The organism is Brucella oryzae (assembly GCF_041929965.1).
Taxonomy (GTDB): Bacteria; Pseudomonadota; Alphaproteobacteria; order Rhizobiales; family Rhizobiaceae; genus Brucella; species Brucella oryzae.
This window is the reverse complement of sequence record NZ_JBHEEO010000017.1, coordinates 43,959-62,363: the sequence shown is the minus strand read 5'-3', so window position 1 is coordinate 62,363 and position 18,405 is coordinate 43,959. Positions and strand designations below refer to the sequence as shown.

The following is an 18,405-nucleotide window of genomic DNA, read 5'->3' as shown; positions in this document are numbered from 1 at the left end:
GGCTGCCTTCCATCACGCGGGCTGCACGCCTGACGTGCAGGACCGAGCCATTTCCGGTCAGGAAACGAAGCCGAAAGCATAGAGGAGTGGACCGGCTGCAAGCATGAATTCAACCAGTGCTGCGAAACTGCCATAGAACCGCCCGCCTGTCGGCCCGCCCTTGCGCCCGCCTGCGTCCGACATCATCGAAATAAAGCGTCCGAACAACGCAAATCCCCAAACGGAACCCAACACGACCCAAAGGAATGGCTGAGCGAAAACGAGGCATCCGAGTCCCACACCGAGATAAGGCCCCGCCAGCGTTGCGCGGATGGAACCGTAACCTTCTGGGCGACCGTTGATCGGCTGGAGCCGCAGCAGCTTCATGGTAATGCCGGGCGCAAAAAGCATGACAAGACCGGCAAGCGCCGTCACGACGGCAGAACTCCAGGCAAGCCATTCTCCGGTGGTGGTGGGAAGATAGAATTCCATCGCGATCGCCCTCAATATGAACAGAACGGCTATAAACCAGTTTTGCGCAAACGAAAACTGATCGCACCATCCGAACGCAACTGGCAATCAGGTGTATACCTGAAATTCCAGCGAAATCGCCAAGAAATTCAGACGTATAAACCGAGCCGTCAGCGCGGTGGCGAACCGCGAATCGCAATGATACGAGCCAATAGAGACCGGAGAAAAAGGATGGCTATCGCGCCGATCGCCCATATGATCCAAAGTGCTGGAACGAGCAGACTATGCAGCAATCCTATCCCTGAACCTGCAACCTGGTCCAGCTTGAACACATCCAGCAGCGCGGTCGCTTCTTTGCCGATCAAGCTTTTGCCGGTCTCGGCCAATGCCGGTCCATTACCGCTGACCCAGACAATCACGGCATCCGAGACGTAGTAGGCAAACCACATCAGCACTGTCCAGATGACCAGTCCAACAAGGGCAACCAGCCAGAAACCGGGGCCATTATTCGAAGAAGATCGCGTTTGATGAGCAGGACTAATTCTCATTGGTTTCGAGCCTCATGGAACCTTGGAGGCTAAGTCTGCATCCTCTAGCGACTAGAGAAGCAAGCTATTTTTTTCGCACCTGCTGCGACAGCAGTACGGCCTAGTGTGGCTTTGAATCCGGAATTCGTACGCAACCTCACTCCTGAGTGAGACGAATTTCGGGTTCGCCACACTAGAGGAAGCTTTGCGGATCGATATCCACCTGTACGCGGATCGAGCCTTTTTCCTTGGGTGCCGCCGCCAGAAGTGCACGGATAAATCCTTGAATATCAGCGCGTTTCGTTCCGTGCACCAGAATGCGGAAACGGTGTCTTCCCCTTACGAGCGCCAAGGGAGCTTCGGCAGGTCCGAGCACGGAAATCTCCGAAGATGAAGGCGCCGCGCGACGAAGCGCACGCGCATGATTTTCCGCATCGGGCCGGTTGTCGGCAGAGATGATCAGCGCAGCAAGCCGCCCGAAAGGCGGCAAAGCGCTTCGCTCACGCTCCTCGATTTCACGGGCATAGAATGCGTCCGCATCGCCGCTGACGATTGCCCGCATCACCGGATGATCCGGCTGGTAGGTCTGGATGAGGCCGAGGCTCTTGCGACCAGTTCGGCCGGCACGTCCCGTCACCTGATTAAGAAGCTGGAAGGTACGCTCAGCGGCGCGCGGATCGCCATTGGCAAGCCCCAGATCGGCATCGACGACGCCCACCAACGTCATGTTGGGAAAGTTGTGCCCCTTGGCAACAAGCTGCGTGCCGATAACGATATCCGCCTCGCCCTTTGCGATAGCGTCGAGTTCCAGCCGCAGCCGCTTCACGCCGCCCGCCATATCCGACGAAAGAACTATGATTCGCGCCTCGCTGAAAGTTGCCGCCACTTCTTCTGCGATGCGTTCCACACCCGGACCGCAGGCGACCAGATGATCAAGCGTGCCGCATTCAGGGCAGGCTTCCGGCACCGGTTCATGATAGCCGCACTGATGGCACATCAGCTGCCCGCGAAAACGATGCTCTACCAGCCAGCTTGAACATTGCGGACACTGGAAACGATGACCGCAGACACGGCAAAGCGTAAGGGGTGCATAGCCTCGCCGGTTGAGGAACAGAAGCGCCTGCTCGCCGCGTTCCACCGTCTTGCCGACAGCTTCGGTCAGTGCAGGCGACAGAAACCGGCCCGGCGGCGGTGGCGAACGCCGCATGTCGATGGTCTTCAAATCGGGCAGAGCCGCTTCCGCATAACGACCATAAAGCTTGATTCGCTTGTAGCGCCCCTGCTCCGCATTGACCTGACTTTCGATGGACGGCGTGGCCGAAGCCAAGACCACCGGGAAACCGCTGATATGACCGCGCACCACTGCCATGTCGCGCGCATTGTAGAAAACACGATCTTCCTGTTTGTAAGCCGGATCATGTTCTTCATCGACGACGATCAGCCCCAGCTCTTTGAAGGGCAGAAAAAGCGCCGACCGCGCGCCTGCCACAACCCGCACCGTACCCTCGGCAATCTGTCGCCAGACGCGCTCCCGGGTGCGGGGGGCAAGGTCAGAATGCCATTCGGCGGGCTTCGCCCCAAAACGGTCATGGAACCGGTCGAGAAACTGCTGCGTAAGCGCGATTTCAGGCAGGAGAATCAGCACCTGCCTGCCTTGCTCGATCGCCTTTGCGACGGCTTCGAAATAGACCTCGGTCTTGCCCGATCCGGTCACGCCGTCGAGCAGCGAAACCGAAAAACAATCGGCTTCGACGGCTTCCGACAGCATTTCAGCGGCTGCCTGCTGGTCTTCAGAAAGCGTAGCCCGCGCATAGTCGATATCCGGCTTTGCCACCACGGCTGGCGGCGGCAGCATGACTTCTTCAAAAATGCCTTGTGTCTTCAGCCCGTCCACGACCGTCATGGAGACACCCGCCGCATGGGCAAGGCCGGATCGGGTCCAGGCAAGCCCATCACGAGCAAGCTCCATCACCCGCGCACGTGCTTCGGTCATGCGCTCCGGCTCGCTGCCGGAATAGCGAAGGCCCGGCACCGGCGGCTCGGGATCGAAGGCGGCAGGCACACGCAGGATCATGCGCGCCACCATGCCGGGCGGCGACAGCGTGTAGTCGGCGGCCCAGCGCATGAAGCGCAGCATGTCGCCCCCCACCGGCGGACAGTCGAAAACCTCTGAAATCTCCCGCAATTTCCTGGCGTCAACGGCATCGGTCTCGCCCTCGCAGACGATCCCCGCAACTTCCCTTGGTCCCAACGGCACGCGCACGATCGATCCGGGCTGGACGTTCATGCCCGGCGGAACCATATAAGAATAAGGCCGCATCGCGGGCATGGGCACGAGCACGGGAACGACCCGTGGTGCGAGCTCCGGAAACAGACTGGAAATATCGTGCGAATCTTTCGACATGATCGCGTGACCTTGGCGCGGCTTTGCGCTAAAGAAAAGCCACCTTCCGGGAATTAAATGGTTTTAAATTCCTCAAATCCACCCGCGCTCATTATGGAGGAACGCTGTTATGAAGTTTTTCGTGGACACTGCGGACGTCAAGGAAATCCGCGAGCTCAATGATCTTGGGCTGGTCGATGGCGTGACCACCAACCCGTCCCTTATTCTGAAGTCGGGTCGTGACATTATCGAAGTTACCAAGGAAATCTGCAACATCGTCAAGGGCCCGGTTTCCGCCGAGGTTGCCGCGACCGAGTATGAGCAGATGATGAAGGAAGCAGCCGTCATCGCCAAGATTGCTGACAATATCTGCATCAAGCTGCCCGTCACCCTCGACGGACTGAAAGCCTGTAAGGCCCTGTCGTCGGAAGGCCACAAGGTCAACATGACGCTCTGCTTCTCGGCCAATCAGGCGCTTCTGGCAGCCAAGGCGGGCGCGACCTTCATTTCGCCGTTCATTGGCCGTCTGGACGACACCGGCATCAACGGCATGGAACTGATTGCCGAAATCCGCACCATTTATGACAATTACGATTTCCGCACCGAAATTCTTGCCGCTTCGGTTCGTACCGTCAATCACGTCAAGGAAGCAGCACTCATCGGCGCTGATGTCGTGACCGCGCCTCCGGCAACGCTCAAGGCACTGGTCAAGCATCCGCTGACCGACAAGGGCCTCGAAACCTTCCTCGCCGATTGGGCGAAGACCGGCCAGAAGATCGCCTGATCGACGATTTCCAGCAAGATGTAAAAGGCGGGCCATCGGCTCGCCTTTTTTATATTTCGCCAGGCACGACACTGAAGCCAAACAAAAAACGGCGCTCGAAAGCGCCGCTTTTCCATTTCAGATGAAAGAAATATCAGAGCTTCGACATTTTCATCGCCAGCGCGAGGAATATCTGTTCGGCCAGTTCTTCCGCAGCGCGCTTGCGTGCATCGCGTTCGGCACGCAGGTTCGCGAATTCCTGACGCGGACGGTCGAAGGATGCACCAACCGTGCGGGTGCCTGTGGCAAGCGGCTTGCCATCCTTGTCACGCAGAACAAAGTTCGATGTCGCCTTGACGATACCTGCGGATGGGCGGCCCGTGCGGTCGGTCTGATCGCCAATGTCCACGCTTACGGCAGAAATCGTGCTGCTGCTCAGACCGAGACCAAGCCGATAGGTCGGATTGGCCGGTTCACCGGCACCCCCGCCAAGCAGGAAGATCAGGCGATTACGGACCTGCTGCTGAAACACATCGCCAGCCGGATCGATTGCCACCGAAGCAAGCTTGGTGCGCATATCCGGCGTCACGCTGCCGCCTATGGTTCCACCAGCGCCAGCGCCGGACGAATAAAGCGGCTGCACGGTGCATCCAGCCATCAGAACCGCAGCCCCAAGTGCGAAAAACACAACCCGGAAGGCTTTGATTGCGGAGAAAAAGCGGTCAGGCAACGACATTGACGATCCTTTGCGGCACCACGATAACCTTCTTCGGCGAGCCCCCGTTGAGCGCAGCCTTGACGAAGTCAAGTTCGAGCACCGCCTGCTGGATGCTAGCTTGATCAGCGTCGCGGGCGATTGTCAAATCCCCACGCTTCTTGCCGTTGATCTGTACCGGCAAAACGATCTCGTTTTCCACCACCAATGCCGGATCGAACGCCGGCCAGGCACTGCGGGCAACCAGCGTTTCACGACCAGCAATCCTGCCGCCCAGCGCCGCCAGGCACTGTTCAGCCAGATGCGGCATCATCGGTGCCAGCATCAGGATCAGCTTTTCGGTGGCGTCACGCGTAGCGCTCTTCAATTCGTCATCGGCGCTACCTGAAGCAACCTGCTGCAGAGAACCTGCAACCGTGTTGACCAGCTCGTAAAGGCGGGCAACGCCACGGTTGAAGGCGAGTTTCTCGATATCATCTCCGACAGCCTTGACCGCCTTGTGCGCAGCCTTGGAAACAACGAGAGCTTCGCCCTGCGTACCGGCCTTCGGGGCAACGTCCTTCAACTGCTCAGCCGCTTCCGCCACCAGACGCCAGACGCGCTGCACGAAACGATGGGCGCCTTCGGCACCGGCTTCCGTCCAGATCACGTCACGCTCGGGCGGCGAATCAGACAGCATGAACCAGCGCGCCGTGTCGGCCCCATAGGAAGCGATGATGTCATCGGGATCGACGACGTTCTTCTTCGACTTCGACATCTTCTCGATGGAACCGATTTCCACCGGCTCGCCTGTCGAGAGCAGGGTCGCGCTGCGCTTGCCGTCGGTTTCCTCGATGCGAATATCGGCAGGCGCCACCCACTGGCCATCGGCCTTGTAGGTTTCGTGTACGACCATGCCCTGCGTAAACAGGCCCTTGAACGGCTCGTCGATGCCGACGTGACCGGCGACCTTCATCGCACGGGTGAAGAAACGCGAATAGAGCAGATGCAAAATCGCGTGTTCGATACCGCCGATATACTGATCGACCGGCAGCCAGTGATCGGCAACCTTGCGGTCGGTCGGTTCGTTTTCCCACGGTGCCGTAAAGCGGGCATAGTACCAGGACGAATCGACGAACGTGTCCATCGTATCGGTTTCACGGCGCGCATCGGCACCGCATTTCGGGCACTTCACATGACGCCAGGTCGCATGACGGTCGAGCGGATTGCCCGGACGGTCGAACTCGACATCATCCGGCAGCTTGACCGGCAGATCGGCGCGCGGCACCGGATTGACGCCACAGCTTTCGCAATGGATCATCGGGATCGGGCAACCCCAATAACGCTGGCGCGAGATGCCCCAGTCGCGCAGGCGGAACTGCACCTTGCGGCTTGCCTGCGGTTGATTGCCGAGGCTGGTTTTTTCCAGACGATTCGCCACTTCATTAAAGGCAGCCTCCGGCGTCATGCCGTCGAGGAAGCGCGAATTGATCATCACGCCATCGTCGGTATAGGCCGTTTCACCGATGCTGAAGCTTGCCGCATCCTCGCCCTTCGGCAGAACGACAGGTGTAACCTTCAATTTGTACTTGTTGGCGAAGTCCAGGTCGCGCTGATCGTGTGCCGGGCAGCCGAAAACCGCGCCCGTGCCATATTCCATCAGCACGAAATTGGCGACATAGACCGGCAGTTCCCAGTTCTCGTCGAACGGGTGCCTGACCTTGACGCCGGTGTCGAAACCCTTCTTCTCAGCCGTTTCAAGCGCTGCCAGCGACGTGCCATGATGATGGCATTCGTCAATGAAGCCTGCGAGCGAAGCATTGTCTTCAGCCAGTTTCTTCGCCAGCGGATGATCGGCGGAAATAGCCACGAAAGCCGCACCGAACAGCGTGTCCGGACGGGTCGTATAGACTTCGATTTCCGAGAAACCGGCAGGCGCCGTATTGCCGTCCAGCGCAAAACGAACCTGCAGACCTTCCGACTTGCCGATCCAGTTGCGCTGCATCAGGCGAACTTTTTCGGGCCATTGGTCGAGCGTATCGAGACCGGCCAGCAATTCCTCGCTGAAATCAGTGATCTTGAAGAACCACTGCGTCAGTTCACGCTGTTCGACCAGCGCGCCTGAACGCCAGCCGCGGCCGTCCACCACCTGCTCGTTGGCAAGCACGGTGTTGTCGACCGGGTCCCAGTTGACCTTGGAGGTCTTGCGCGTCACCAGACCTTTTTCGAAAAGGTCGATGAACAGCATCTGCTGGCGATGATAATATTCCACGTCGCAGGTCGCGAATTCACGCGCCCAGTCAAGCGAAAGCCCCATCGATTTCAGCTGGCTGCGCATCGTGGCGATGTTCTGGTAGGTCCATTCCTTCGGATGAACCTTGTTCTGCATTGCCGCATTTTCCGCAGGCATGCCGAACGCGTCCCATCCCATCGGATGAAGCACGTTGAACCCCTTGGCGCGCTTATAACGGGCAACCACGTCACCCATCGCATAGTTGCGCACATGGCCCATATGGATGCGTCCCGATGGATAGGGAAACATCTCAAGCACATAATATTTCTCGCGGCTGTCGCTATTGTCGGTTTCGAAGGTCCGGTCTTCTTCCCAGACTTTCTGCCAATGAGCTTCCGCCACGCGCGGATTATAACGTTCGGCTGCCATGACCGTATTTACTCGTACGAAGGTGATGCAATAAGGAGAGTCGATGTTTAATGGCGACCTTCACCACGTATTGGCGAAAGCGTCAACCTTTTGCGGATGAAAAGCCTGAAAGCGAGAGTTTCATGTCAGATATCGTCACGAACCTGAATACGGTCAAGGCCGCAATCGCCAATGCCGAAAAGGAAGCACAGCGCGACAAGGGGGCCGTAACGCTCGTCGCCGTGTCGAAAACCTTCGACGCGGAAGCAATCCGCCCGGCCCTCGACGCCGGCCAGCGGGTCTTCGGCGAAAACCGCGTGCAGGAAGCGCAAGGAAAATGGCCAGGGCTGCGCGAGGATTATTCCGGCATCGAACTGCATCTCATCGGCCCGCTTCAGTCCAACAAGGCCGCCGATGCCGTCGCCCTCTTCGATGTCATCGAAACCGTCGACCGCGAAAAGATTGCCGCCGCCCTCGCCGCCGAAATCAGGAAGCAGAACAAGGCCCCGAAGCTTTACGTGCAGGTGAATACCGGACTTGAAGAACAGAAGGCCGGTATCGCGCCCAAGGAAGCTGTCGCTTTTGTCGAGCGCTGCCGCAAGGAACATGGCCTCGCCATCGAGGGGCTGATGTGCATCCCGCCTGCGGATGAAAATCCGGGGCCGCATTTCGCGCTTCTGGAAAAGCTCGCCCGCGAGGCACAGGTCGAAAAGCTCTCCATGGGCATGTCGGGCGATTATGAAACCGCCATCGGTTTCGGCGCGACATCGGTGCGTGTCGGCTCGGCCATCTTCGGCGGGCGGAGCTATGCCAACCCCGCCTGAATACTTTGACCAAAACAATATTAATGCAGGACGATCTCGCCCTGCACATTCCTCCAGTCCGAAGGGCCAAGCAGCCGGAAATGCGTGTAGCTGACCGAATGCAAAGGTCCGTCGATTTCCCGATTCCAGAATTCGATGAAGTGATTGAGCACCGGAAAATCGGGCGCGATGTCATAATCCTGCCAGACGAAAAGCTGCAGCAGATGCGGATGATCGGGCAAGTGGTAGAAGACTTTCGCCGTCGTCAGGCCATAACCGGCGAGTTGGAGTTCGAAGGCTGACTTTGCATTCAAAGCGGACGTCGTCATAGCGATTTCCCCTTTTTGTGAAGAGCCATATTGTCAGGCTCCTGAATAGGAGATAATCACTCCAAATGGTTTTTAAATTGTAAAAACAATATATTAGCACCATTCGACAGCGAGTGCTGCCAGTTGCTATTTCTAACGATGCGTCATTGTGGATCATAGACGCGCCGATTGTCTAATTTACCTTGCCCGCAATGGAAGGTAGACAAGGCACCCGATGGTCTCGCCTTTCACGGTGAACCGTCTCACCCGGCGGGAGGTGCCGGTCAGTTTTTGGGTGCATTTATTACGAGTGGGATATCGTCCGGCTCGGGGGATGCCGAAGGAGGAAATCATGTCGGAAAAGCTTTACCCGGTTCTCGCCGAGGCAAAGAGAAACACGCTCATCGACAACGCAACCTATCTCGAATGGTATCAGGAGAGCGTGAGCGACCCGGACAGCTTCTGGGCAAAGCACGGACGGCGCATCGACTGGTTCAAGCCCTTCACCAAGGTCAAAAACACTGATTTCAACGGTGACGTGTCCATCAAGTGGTACGAGGACGGGGTTACCAACGTTTCCTATAACTGTATCGACCGTCATCTGAAGAGCCGTGGCGACCAGGTCGCCATCATCTGGGAAGGCGACAATCCCTATATCGATAAGAAGATCACCTATCGTGAACTTCACGAAAATGTCTGCCGTCTGGCCAATGTGCTGAAGAAGCATGGCGTGAAGAAGGGCGACCGTGTCACGATCTATCTGCCGATGATCCCGGAAGCGGCCTATGCGATGCTGGCCTGCGCGCGCATCGGCGCTGTGCACTCGGTCGTTTTCGCCGGATTCTCGCCAGAGGCGCTTGCCGGTCGTATCGTCGACTGTGAATCCACGTTCGTCATCACGGCCGATGAAGGCGTGCGCGGCGGCAAGCCGGTTCCCCTGAAGGAAAATACCGATACCGCCATCGACATCGCCGCCAAGCAATATGTCATGGTCAACAAGGTTCTCACCGTGCGCCGCACCGGCGGCAAGGTGAGCTGGGGACCGGGCCGCGACCTCTGGTACCATCAGGAAGTCGCAAGCGTCGAACCGACCTGCGACCCGGAACCGATGGATGCGGAAGATCCGCTCTTCATCCTCTACACATCCGGCTCGACAGGCAAGCCGAAGGGTGTGCTGCACACGACGGCCGGCTATCTCGTCTATGCATCGATGACGCACCAATATGTCTTCGACTATCACGATGGCGACATCTACTGGTGCACGGCGGATGTGGGCTGGGTGACGGGCCACTCCTATATCGTCTACGGCCCGCTCGCCAATGGCGCGACGACGCTGATGTTCGAAGGCGTACCCAACTTCCCCGACCAGGGCCGTTTCTGGGAAGTGGTCGACAAGCATCACGTCAACATCTTCTACACTGCGCCGACCGCACTGCGCGCGCTTATGGGCGCGGGCGACGAATTCGTCACCCGCTCGTCGCGCTCGACGCTGCGCCTGCTGGGCTCGGTCGGCGAGCCGATCAATCCGGAAGCGTGGGAATGGTATTACCATGTCGTGGGTGACCAGAAATGCCCCATCGTCGATACATGGTGGCAGACGGAAAATGGCGGCATCCTTATCACGCCGCTGCCGGGTGCCACCGATTTGAAACCCGGTTCGGCAACGCGCCCGTTCTTCGGCGTCAAGCCGGTGCTGGTGGACAATGAAGGCAATCTGCTGGAGGGCGTAGCCGACGGCAACCTGTGCATCTCCGACTCCTGGCCGGGCCAGATGCGTACCGTCTACGGCGACCACAAGCGCTTCATCGAAACCTATTTCTCCACCTATAAGGGCCTGTATTTTTCGGGCGACGGCTGCCGCCGCGATGAGGATGGCTATTACTGGATCACCGGCCGCGTCGATGACGTGCTCAACATTTCCGGCCACCGCCTCGGTACGGCGGAAATCGAATCGGCGCTTGTCTCGCATCACTCGGTTTCGGAAGCCGCCGTCGTGGGCTACCCGCATCCGATCAAGGGACAGGGCATCTACTGCTATGTCACGCTGATGACAGGCGAAGCAGTTCAGGACGAAGATGCGTTGCGCAAGGAACTGACCCAGCACGTGCGCAAGGAAATCGGCCCGATCGCCACGCCGGACAAGATCCAGTTCTCACCGGGCCTGCCGAAAACCCGTTCGGGCAAGATCATGCGCCGTATCCTGCGCAAGATCGCCGAAGACGAGTTCGGCGCACTGGGCGACACCTCGACGCTGGCCGATCCGGGCGTCGTGGACGACCTGATCGAAAATCGCCAGAACAAGAAATAAAAAGCGATTTAGTATTCTGTATAATACGGGAAAATTCAAAAATTTCCCCGTATTATATTTTTTTATCGGTCATTGTATAGTAATAATCATTCTTGATGATCTGGAGAAACCCCCATTTAAAGTGCTCGATACGCGCTATTATGGAACGTATCGTCTCCTTCTCCCGGTTTTGTGGAGCACTCTCCAACATTTTCAATGCACAATCTACTGAAATTGCTTTATGCCTAACTGTACTATAATTAGCAATTCTTACTTCTTTTCTTCTTTTAAGATAATGCTCTAAAGCAGTTTCATCTATCAATACACCAATAAGCTCATCAAACTCACTTCTAAGCTTGGCATATCTATAAAAAGTGAACCCTTCTTCCATTATGTTTACAATATGCCATCTCACTATTTCGGCTCGCCGCCCAAACATATGTGAATGCTCATCAAGTTCAGCTGGCCCCGTTCGCTGTGTCATCGGGTTTTCTTGCACAGAATGGTGCCCCATATCCATTGAATACAAGTGTTCACAACGTTTTACAAAAGACGCAATCGAATCTCGATTATTTAACGTAGGTCTGTTCCACTTATCGTGCCTACGAACATCGTCTATAGCCCCCTTAACGACACCTATAATGTCCCCAAAAACATGATCTCCTTGCTCAGGAGCCAGCGCAGTGGCACCTTCTGTTTTTGGAGTTTCAGGGCAAACACTCAAACTATTGGCCGCCATTCTCCTAGAGAGTAAATATCCAGTCATCTCAATCTCAATAAATTATGATAATCAGTGCAAAATACGATCAATAACAGTGTTATTAAAAATACAAATAATGGCATATGAATATACCTGACATACAACTCATGATAAACTATAATTTTTAGGGTAGAATAAAAGCAATTAAAAAATGGGGCTGAAATTAAACGACCTATCCGAAAATAAGATCAGGTCAAATGATTTCGACCAATTCAGCCATTCTGCTGACATTCCGGTTGCACCGACCCGCCTCACACCACGAATCTCGGCCTGTCTGTTCACAGGCCACGCTAAGTAAAAGAAATAGCGCGAAGCGCTATCTCGCCTTCGACACGGTGCCGCCCACCGGCTCAGGACGAGGGTTGCGGCGAGTCGGCCATCCGCAGTTCAATAATCAGAAATCTATCGACCTGCCCTTGATCTCCCAGTCACCATAACGGGCAGGGTCCTTGCCGCCGCGTCCGCCGATTTCGCGGGGCGCTTCGTTTGCCCTTTCAGCTATGCGGCGTGCTTCGGCTTCCTTCAGCGCGCGCTGGGCAGCTGGCGGCAAGTCTTCGAACATGCGCGCGCCTGCGTTTTCCGGGCTTTCGGTTGCTTCGGTTTTTTCGCTCATCGGTAATATTCCTGTTGGCTGCATCAGCTCCCATTATTGAAGCGAAGCCTGTTCATACCCATCATATAGGCAGAAAGGCACGCGGTGCAAAACCCTTGCGGGCCATGCACGATTAAGATTTTGGAGACCGCCACGGATGAATATGACGAAAACTGCCATGCTGATCGCCCTCATGACGGTCATGTTCATGAGCATCGGCTATTTGCTAGGCGGCGGCGGCGGCATGATGATCGCGCTTGTGATCGCTGTCGCCATGAACCTGTTCGGCTACTGGAACTCCGACAAGATGGTGCTGCGCATGTACAATGCGCAGGAAGTGGATGAGCGCAGCGCACCGGACTATTACCGAATGGTGAGCGGGTTGGCCGCCAATGCGGGCCTTCCCATGCCCAAGGTCTACATCATCCATGAAGACCAGCCGAACGCCTTTGCCACGGGCCGCAATCCCGAAAATGCCGCCGTTGCCGCGACGACCGGCCTTCTCAACCGCCTGTCGCCGGAAGAAGTCGCAGGCGTGATGGCGCATGAGCTGGCGCACGTCCAGAACCGCGACACGCTGACCATGACCATCGTTGCAACGCTTGCGGGCGCCATATCCATGCTCGGCAATTTTGCCTTCTTCCTTGGCGGCAATCGCGAGAACGGCAACGGCATCATGGGGGTGGTCGGCACCATTCTCGCCATGATCGTCGCCCCCTTTGCCGCGATGATCGTACAGATGGCCGTCAGCCGCACCCGCGAATATGCCGCCGACAAGCGCGGCGCGGAAATCTGCGGCAATCCGCTGTGGCTGTCCTCGGCGCTGGGCAAGATCGCGCGCGGCGCCAGGGCCATCCCAAATGAGGAAGCGGAACACAACCCGGCAACCGCGCATATGTTCATCATCAATCCCCTGAGCGGACGTGGCGCAGACAATCTTTTCTCGACGCACCCGGATACCGATAATCGCATCGCCGCCCTTGAACAGATGGCTGCCGAAATGGGCATCCGCTCGGCTGGAATGGCGCCGCGTGCCGCGGCCCCTTCCCAAAGCACCGGTCCATGGGGTAATGCAGGCGGTAACAGCAATGGCGGTTCCGGTTATCGGGGGCCGTGGTCCTAAATAAAGTAGAACAGTGTGAACGATAAAAAGCCTGCGCCGAAGCGTGGAAACAAGAAGCCGCAGAACAACAACGCCGCAGAGCTGCGCCCCGGTCTGGCAGCGCGTTTGTGTGCCGCACGCCTTCTCGGCGCGGTGATCGAAAAGAAGACCTCGCTCGACGGCCTGACCGACAATACCCATGGCCATCCCCAATATCTGGCGCTGGAGCCGCGCGACCGCGCGCTGGTTCGCGCCATTCTCGGTTCTGCGCTGCGCAATCGCGGCAGCATCGAACGCGCCATCAACAAGCGCCTCGACCGCCCATTGCCGGAAAATGCCGTGGCACTGAAACATCTTCTGCATGTCGCCATCGCGCAGATTTTCTATCTCGACCTGCCCGACCATTCGGCGGTCGATCTGGCGGTGGAAGCGGCGAACAGCGATCCGCGCAACCGCAAATATGCCGGCCTAGTCAATGCGCTGCTGCGGCGTCTCGCGCGCAACAAGGAACGCGCGCTCGCCCACACATTCCAGCCTGAAACCAATGTGCCGGAGTGGTTTGCCAAAAGCATCACCGACGCCTATGGCGCGGAAAAAGCAGCAAGCATTCTTGCCATGCACGCCTATGAGCCGCCAATCGATTTCACGGTCAAGGGCGATGCGAAGGCATGGGCCGAAAAGCTTGGTGGTGTCGCGCTGCCCAACGGTTCGGTGCGCCTGCAAACGGTCGAAGGCAATCTCACCGATCTGCCCGGCTTTGCCGAGGGCGACTGGTGGGTACAGGATGTGGCGGCAAGCCTGCCAGCGCGCCTGATGGGTGACATCAAAGGCAAACGGGTTGCTGATCTGTGTGCCGCCCCCGGCGGCAAGACGGCCCAGCTTGTGCTTCAGGGTGCAGACGTGACCGCGCTCGACCTATCCGAAAACCGGCTGAAGCGCCTCAATGGCAATCTGGAACGGCTCGGTTTCGAGGCCAAGACCGTCGCCACCAATCTGATGGATTTCCAGCCGGAAGACCTGTTCGATGCCGTGCTGCTCGACGCGCCCTGCTCGTCCACCGGCACGGTGCGCCGTCATCCGGACGTGCCGTGGACCAAGACGCCGCAGGACATTGCAAAACTCGCGGAACTTCAGGGCAAGCTTCTGGCGCACGCGGCCACGCTGGTCAAACCCGGCGGCGTGATCGTCTTTTCCAATTGTTCGCTGCATCCGCTCGAAGGCGAGGAAATGGCGCGCAAGGCGGCGGAAAATCCGCTGCTGGAATCCTATCCGATCACGGAGCAGGATTGCGCCGGATTGGATGGGCTGGTGACGGCGGAAGGCTTTTTGCGATCTACGCCTGCAGACCTGCCGCCGGATCGTTTCGACGGCAATCCGCAGATGGCCGGCATGGACGGCTTCTTCGCGGCCCGCTTCAAGCGCATATAGCAATCGCTGATAAATTAGCAAAACTGGCATAGGATGCATGACTTGCATCCTATGGTTAACGCTCGATTCACCATTTCAGTACAATTGTATCAAAGGACGCCGGCTGTTCGATTTGGCCGCAGAATAATGACAAACGATACGGAGAAAGACCGGGTGGCAGTTGCCCTCAGCGAAACCCCACATCTTTGGGGACTGGCCGTTGCACAGGCTTGGCGCAAGTTCAGCCGCCGTCTGCGTATGGGGCCGCTTTATCGCTGGCGCTTCACCGGCTTTACCCCGGACCGTATCCTGATCGCCCCGCCCGATCTGCGCGTCGCCGACCCGCAACTGGCACAGGAATTCTATCACGGCCGCTTTGCGCTGGCCGGTCGTCTCGTCGAAACCGGCGGATTGTCGCCCTTCGCGGTCGAGCCGCCGACACCGGAATGGGAAGCGGCTTTGCAAAGCTTCGGCTGGCTGCGCCATTTGAAAAGCGCCAATAGCGAACTGGCAACCGCCAATGCGCGCGCGCTCGTCGATGACTGGATGCGCATGTTCGGCAAGCGTATCGGCGGCATCGCCTGGGCGCCGGAAGTCACCGCCCAGCGCATCATCGCCTGGCTGCAGCATTCGAACCTCATCCTGTCGGGTGCCGAACTTCCCGCCTATCGCAAGTTCATGCGTTCGCTGGCCATGCAGGTGCGCTATCTGCGCACTGTCGCAGCCGCCATGGATGACGGTGAGGAACGCTTGCGCGCGCGCATCGCTCTTGCCTTCGCCGCCCTGGCCCTGCCCGTTTCGCCGCCGACGGCACGCTCCGCCCGGCGTAATCTGGAATACGAGCTGAAGCGCCAGATCCTGCCCGATGGCGGGCATATCTCGCGCAATCCCGTTACGGTTCTGGAGCTGCTGGCCGATCTTCTGCCGCTTCGCCAGACCTATGCCAATGGCACCGAATCCCCACCCAAGGCGCTGATCGAAGCCGTCGAGCGCATGTTGCCAGCCCTACGCTTCTTCCGCCATCAGGATGGCAGCCTTGCGCTTTTCAACGGCGTCGGCCCGACCATGCCGGAGCGCATCATTTCGGTCCTCCGGCATGATGAAACCGCCGGATCGCCGCTGACCCATGCGCCCTATTCGGGCTATGAGCGGCTCTCGATGGGTTCCACCACCATCATCGCCGATACCGGGCTGCCGCCGCCGGTCACGGCATCGCGGGACGCCCATGCCGGTTGTCTCGCCTTTGAAATGTCCTCCGGACGCCAGCGCTATATCGTCAATTCCGGCATCGACCGTTTCGGCCCGCCGGAATTTCGTCCATTGGGCCGCTCGACGGCTGCGCATTCCACTGCCACCATCAACGACACCTCCTCGTGCCGCTTCAGCCTCAATACGGGGCTGTCCAACATGATCGGCACGCCGATCATTGCGGGCCCTACCCGCGTGCAGCGCGACCGGATCGAGGAAATGGGTCGACAGGGTTTCGTCGCCAGCCATGACGGCTATGCGCGCCTGTTCGGCATCTATCACGAACGCCGCCTCGTGCTGTCGCATAATGGCAGCGTCATTCAGGGCGCGGACCGCTTCTATCGCGGCGATGGCCGTCCGTTGAAGGCCAACGGGCGCGACAATATTGCCGTGCGCTTCCACCTGCATCCCTCGGTCGATATTTCCTTCGACGAGAACGGATTGATCGTCCTGTCGGCCGACCGCGACGACACCTGGGTATTCTCCTGTTTTGAAGTTGCGCCGCAATTGGAGGATTCGATCTTCTTTGCGGGTTTCCGTGGTCCCGTGACATCGAAGCAGATCGTGCTCTCCTTCCCGGCTTCCGACCTGCCGGAAGTGAACTGGCAGTTCAGCCGCGTCGCGCTTGGCAGTTACGTATAAAGTTCAAAATGGTCTTTTGCGGTAGGATTCTCGGCGCGCTTGTGTTAGGGCGAGCCGTCCACTTTCCTGAACGCATCCGTTTCAGCAACGAAGAGACCAACTCCCTATGGCTGTCAGCTCCAAGCATATTCCCGCTCCCGATCTTCATCGGGTGCGCCGCGCCCTCCTTTCCGTTTCCGACAAAACCGGCCTGATCGATTTCGCCAAGGCGCTTCATGCGCAAGGCGTCGAAATCCTCTCGACCGGCGGCACCGCCAAGTCGATTGCCGCAGAAGGCATTCCGGTGAAGGACGTGTCCGAAGTAACCGGCTTCCCGGAAATCATGGACGGGCGTGTCAAGACACTGCATCCGGCAGTCCATGGCGGTCTGCTCGCCGTGCGCAACGACCCGGAACATGTCGCGGCCATGGAAGCACACGGCATTGGCGGCATCGATCTTGCCGTCATCAATCTCTATCCGTTCGAGGAAGTCCGCTTCAAGGGTGGTGACTACGACACCACCGTCGAGAACATCGACATTGGCGGCCCGGCGATGATCCGCGCATCCGCCAAGAACCATGCCTATGTCGCAACGGTCGTCGATCCTGCCGACTATGCCGACGTTGTGGCCGAACTGGAAAAGCATTCAGGCTCACTGCCGCTCGCCTTCCGCAAAAAGCTTGCCGCAAAAGCCTTCTCGCGCACGGCAGCCTATGATGCGGCCATTTCCAACTGGTTTGCCGAAGCCATCAATGAAGAAACCCCGACCTATCGCTCGGTCGCAGGCAAGCTGCATTCCGTCATGCGCTACGGTGAAAACCCGCACCAGACGGCTGGCTTTTATCTCACCGGCGAACAACGTCCGGGCGTTGCCACTGCGACGCAGCTTCAGGGCAAACAGCTTTCCTACAACAACATCAACGACACCGATGCGGCTTTCGAGCTGGTGGCCGAATTCGATCCGGCCCGCACCGCAGCCGTCGCCATCATCAAGCACGCCAATCCGTGCGGCGTGGCGGAAGCTGCCACCATTAAGGAAGCCTACCTCAAGGCGCTCGCCTGCGATCCGGTTTCGGCCTTTGGCGGCATTGTTGCGCTCAACAAGACGCTCGATGAGGAAGCCGCTGAAGAGATCGTGAAAATCTTCACCGAAGTCATCATCGCACCGGATGCCACCGAAGGCGCACAGGCCATCGTCGCGGCCAAGAAGAACCTTCGATTGCTCGTGACCGGCGGTCTGCCGGACCCGCGTGCCAAGGGCATTGCCGCCAAGACCGTTGCCGGTGGTCTGCTGGTTCAGTCGCGCGACAATGGTGTGGTCGACGATCTCGATCTCAAGGTCGTCACCAAGCGTGCACCGACCGATGCCGAACTCAACGATCTGAAATTCGCCTTCCGCGTCGGCAAGCATGTGAAGTCGAACGCCATCGTCTATGTGAAGGACGGCGCAACGGTCGGCATCGGCGCAGGCCAGATGAGTCGCGTGGATTCGGCCCGCATCGCAGCCCGAAAGGCGGAAGATGCTGCGGAAGCCGCCGGTCTTGCAGAACCGCTCACCAAGGGCTGCGTGGTCGCTTCCGATGCGTTCTTCCCCTTTGCAGACGGCCTGCTTTCTGCCGTTCAGGCGGGTGCAACCGCTGTCATCCAGCCGGGCGGCTCCATGCGGGACGACGAAGTGATCGCCGCCGCTGACGAACATGGCATCGCCATGGTCATGACGGGAATGCGCCACTTCCGGCATTAGCGCTTTTACGCATTATCCTGCGCAAAGCCGCTTCGCACTTTTGCTGGAAATGCTCTACCCCTTATAAAACATGCA

The 18,405-nt window shown here is 58.1% G+C and carries 15 protein-coding genes; 7 read left to right on the top strand and 8 right to left on the bottom strand.

Features of this window, described 5'->3' with window-relative positions:
* Positions 1-57: 57 nt before the first annotated feature.
* The 3 genes from JNC70_RS16600 to JNC70_RS16590 all read right to left on the bottom strand — a co-directional run bounded on the left by JNC70_RS16600 (position 58) and on the right by JNC70_RS16590 (position 3,381).
* Positions 58-471: an AGROH133_08824 family phage infection protein gene (locus tag JNC70_RS16600; RefSeq protein WP_104756540.1), complete on the bottom strand. Its 414-nt coding sequence runs from the start codon at positions 469-471 to the stop codon at positions 58-60.
* 149 nt (positions 472-620) lie between these two features.
* Positions 621-998, bottom strand: a complete 378-nt coding sequence (locus JNC70_RS16595) for a hypothetical protein (RefSeq protein ID WP_104756539.1) — start codon at positions 996-998, stop codon at positions 621-623.
* A 172-nt stretch (positions 999-1,170) separates the two neighbouring features.
* Positions 1,171-3,381, bottom strand: coding sequence for a primosomal protein N' (locus JNC70_RS16590; RefSeq protein WP_104756538.1), 2,211 nt, complete (start codon positions 3,379-3,381; stop codon positions 1,171-1,173).
* 109 nt (positions 3,382-3,490) lie between these two features.
* Between JNC70_RS16590 and fsa the strand changes: the two genes are divergently transcribed.
* Positions 3,491-4,144, top strand: coding sequence for a fructose-6-phosphate aldolase (fsa, locus tag JNC70_RS16585; protein ID WP_104756537.1), 654 nt, complete (start codon positions 3,491-3,493; stop codon positions 4,142-4,144).
* A 133-nt stretch (positions 4,145-4,277) separates the two neighbouring features.
* Here fsa and lptE read toward each other — a convergent pair whose 3' ends face one another.
* Positions 4,278-4,859, bottom strand: coding sequence for an LPS assembly lipoprotein LptE (gene lptE, locus JNC70_RS16580; protein WP_104756536.1), 582 nt, complete (start codon positions 4,857-4,859; stop codon positions 4,278-4,280).
* Complete coding sequence (gene leuS, locus JNC70_RS16575; protein WP_104756535.1) at positions 4,846-7,479, bottom strand: leucine--tRNA ligase; 2,634 nt, start codon at positions 7,477-7,479, stop codon at positions 4,846-4,848. Before leuS ends, lptE begins: the two co-directional genes overlap by 14 nt.
* A 122-nt stretch (positions 7,480-7,601) precedes the next feature.
* On the opposite strand from leuS, the gene JNC70_RS16570 reads away from it, so the two are divergent.
* Positions 7,602-8,282, top strand: a complete 681-nt coding sequence (locus tag JNC70_RS16570) for a YggS family pyridoxal phosphate-dependent enzyme (RefSeq protein ID WP_104756566.1) — start codon at positions 7,602-7,604, stop codon at positions 8,280-8,282.
* A 20-nt stretch (positions 8,283-8,302) separates the two neighbouring features.
* On the opposite strand, the gene JNC70_RS16565 is transcribed toward JNC70_RS16570, so the two are convergent.
* Positions 8,303-8,590 (bottom strand): usg protein, encoded by a 288-nt coding sequence (locus JNC70_RS16565; protein ID WP_104756534.1) that lies wholly within the window; start codon positions 8,588-8,590, stop codon positions 8,303-8,305.
* Positions 8,591-8,921: 331 nt separating this feature from the next.
* On the opposite strand from JNC70_RS16565, the gene acs reads away from it, so the two are divergent.
* Positions 8,922-10,877, top strand: a complete 1,956-nt coding sequence (gene acs / locus JNC70_RS16560) for an acetate--CoA ligase (protein WP_104756565.1) — start codon at positions 8,922-8,924, stop codon at positions 10,875-10,877.
* A 52-nt stretch (positions 10,878-10,929) separates the two neighbouring features.
* Here acs and JNC70_RS16555 read toward each other — a convergent pair whose 3' ends face one another.
* Together JNC70_RS16555 and JNC70_RS16550 are read right to left on the bottom strand one after the other, a co-directional pair.
* Positions 10,930-11,595 (bottom strand): hypothetical protein, encoded by a 666-nt coding sequence (locus tag JNC70_RS16555; RefSeq protein ID WP_374788727.1) that lies wholly within the window; start codon positions 11,593-11,595, stop codon positions 10,930-10,932.
* Positions 11,596-12,010: 415 nt separating this feature from the next.
* The gene (locus JNC70_RS16550; RefSeq protein WP_104756532.1) at positions 12,011-12,229 is read right to left on the bottom strand and encodes a DUF1674 domain-containing protein; all 219 of its coding nucleotides are present in this window, start codon (positions 12,227-12,229) and stop codon (positions 12,011-12,013) included.
* A gap of 136 nt (positions 12,230-12,365) precedes the next feature.
* Here JNC70_RS16550 and htpX point away from each other — a divergent pair, with 136 nt between their 5' ends.
* The 4 genes from htpX (at position 12,366) to purH (ending at position 18,330) form a co-directional block, all read left to right on the top strand.
* Entirely contained in the window at positions 12,366-13,331 is a 966-nt protein-coding gene (gene htpX / locus JNC70_RS16545) for a zinc metalloprotease HtpX (RefSeq protein ID WP_104756531.1), read from the top strand.
* Positions 13,332-13,346: 15 nt separating this feature from the next.
* Positions 13,347-14,738, top strand: coding sequence for an RsmB/NOP family class I SAM-dependent RNA methyltransferase (locus JNC70_RS16540; protein WP_104756530.1), 1,392 nt, complete (start codon positions 13,347-13,349; stop codon positions 14,736-14,738).
* Between the two features lie 126 nt (positions 14,739-14,864).
* Entirely contained in the window at positions 14,865-16,607 is a 1,743-nt protein-coding gene (locus tag JNC70_RS16535; protein ID WP_104756529.1) for a heparinase II/III family protein, read from the top strand.
* Between the two features lie 106 nt (positions 16,608-16,713).
* Positions 16,714-18,330 carry a bifunctional phosphoribosylaminoimidazolecarboxamide formyltransferase/IMP cyclohydrolase gene (purH, locus tag JNC70_RS16530; RefSeq protein ID WP_104756528.1) on the top strand — a complete coding sequence of 539 codons (1,617 nt, stop codon included), beginning with the start codon at positions 16,714-16,716 and terminating at the stop codon, positions 18,328-18,330.
* The last annotated feature ends 75 nt before the right edge of the window (positions 18,331-18,405 follow it).

Excerpts from the sequence above, each read along its gene's own strand:
- JNC70_RS16600 (WP_104756540.1), bottom strand. The coding sequence starts at position 471 with ATGGAATTCTATCTTCCCACCACCACCGGAGAATGGCTTGCCTGGAGT.
- purH (WP_104756528.1), top strand. The coding sequence starts at position 16,714 with ATGGCTGTCAGCTCCAAGCATATTCCCGCTCCCGATCTTCATCGGGTG.
- JNC70_RS16550 (WP_104756532.1), bottom strand. The coding sequence starts at position 12,229 with ATGAGCGAAAAAACCGAAGCAACCGAAAGCCCGGAAAACGCAGGCGCG.
- leuS (WP_104756535.1), bottom strand. The coding sequence starts at position 7,479 with ATGGCAGCCGAACGTTATAATCCGCGCGTGGCGGAAGCTCATTGGCAG.
- fsa (WP_104756537.1), top strand. The coding sequence starts at position 3,491 with ATGAAGTTTTTCGTGGACACTGCGGACGTCAAGGAAATCCGCGAGCTC.
- JNC70_RS16565 (WP_104756534.1), bottom strand. The coding sequence starts at position 8,590 with ATGACGACGTCCGCTTTGAATGCAAAGTCAGCCTTCGAACTCCAACTC.
- JNC70_RS16595 (WP_104756539.1), bottom strand. The coding sequence starts at position 998 with ATGAGAATTAGTCCTGCTCATCAAACGCGATCTTCTTCGAATAATGGC.
- JNC70_RS16570 (WP_104756566.1), top strand. The coding sequence starts at position 7,602 with ATGTCAGATATCGTCACGAACCTGAATACGGTCAAGGCCGCAATCGCC.
- JNC70_RS16555 (WP_374788727.1), bottom strand. The coding sequence starts at position 11,595 with ATGGCGGCCAATAGTTTGAGTGTTTGCCCTGAAACTCCAAAAACAGAA.
- JNC70_RS16535 (WP_104756529.1), top strand. The coding sequence starts at position 14,865 with ATGACAAACGATACGGAGAAAGACCGGGTGGCAGTTGCCCTCAGCGAA.
- htpX (WP_104756531.1), top strand. The coding sequence starts at position 12,366 with ATGAATATGACGAAAACTGCCATGCTGATCGCCCTCATGACGGTCATG.
- JNC70_RS16590 (WP_104756538.1), bottom strand. The coding sequence starts at position 3,381 with ATGTCGAAAGATTCGCACGATATTTCCAGTCTGTTTCCGGAGCTCGCA.
- lptE (WP_104756536.1), bottom strand. The coding sequence starts at position 4,859 with ATGTCGTTGCCTGACCGCTTTTTCTCCGCAATCAAAGCCTTCCGGGTT.
- acs (WP_104756565.1), top strand. The coding sequence starts at position 8,922 with ATGTCGGAAAAGCTTTACCCGGTTCTCGCCGAGGCAAAGAGAAACACG.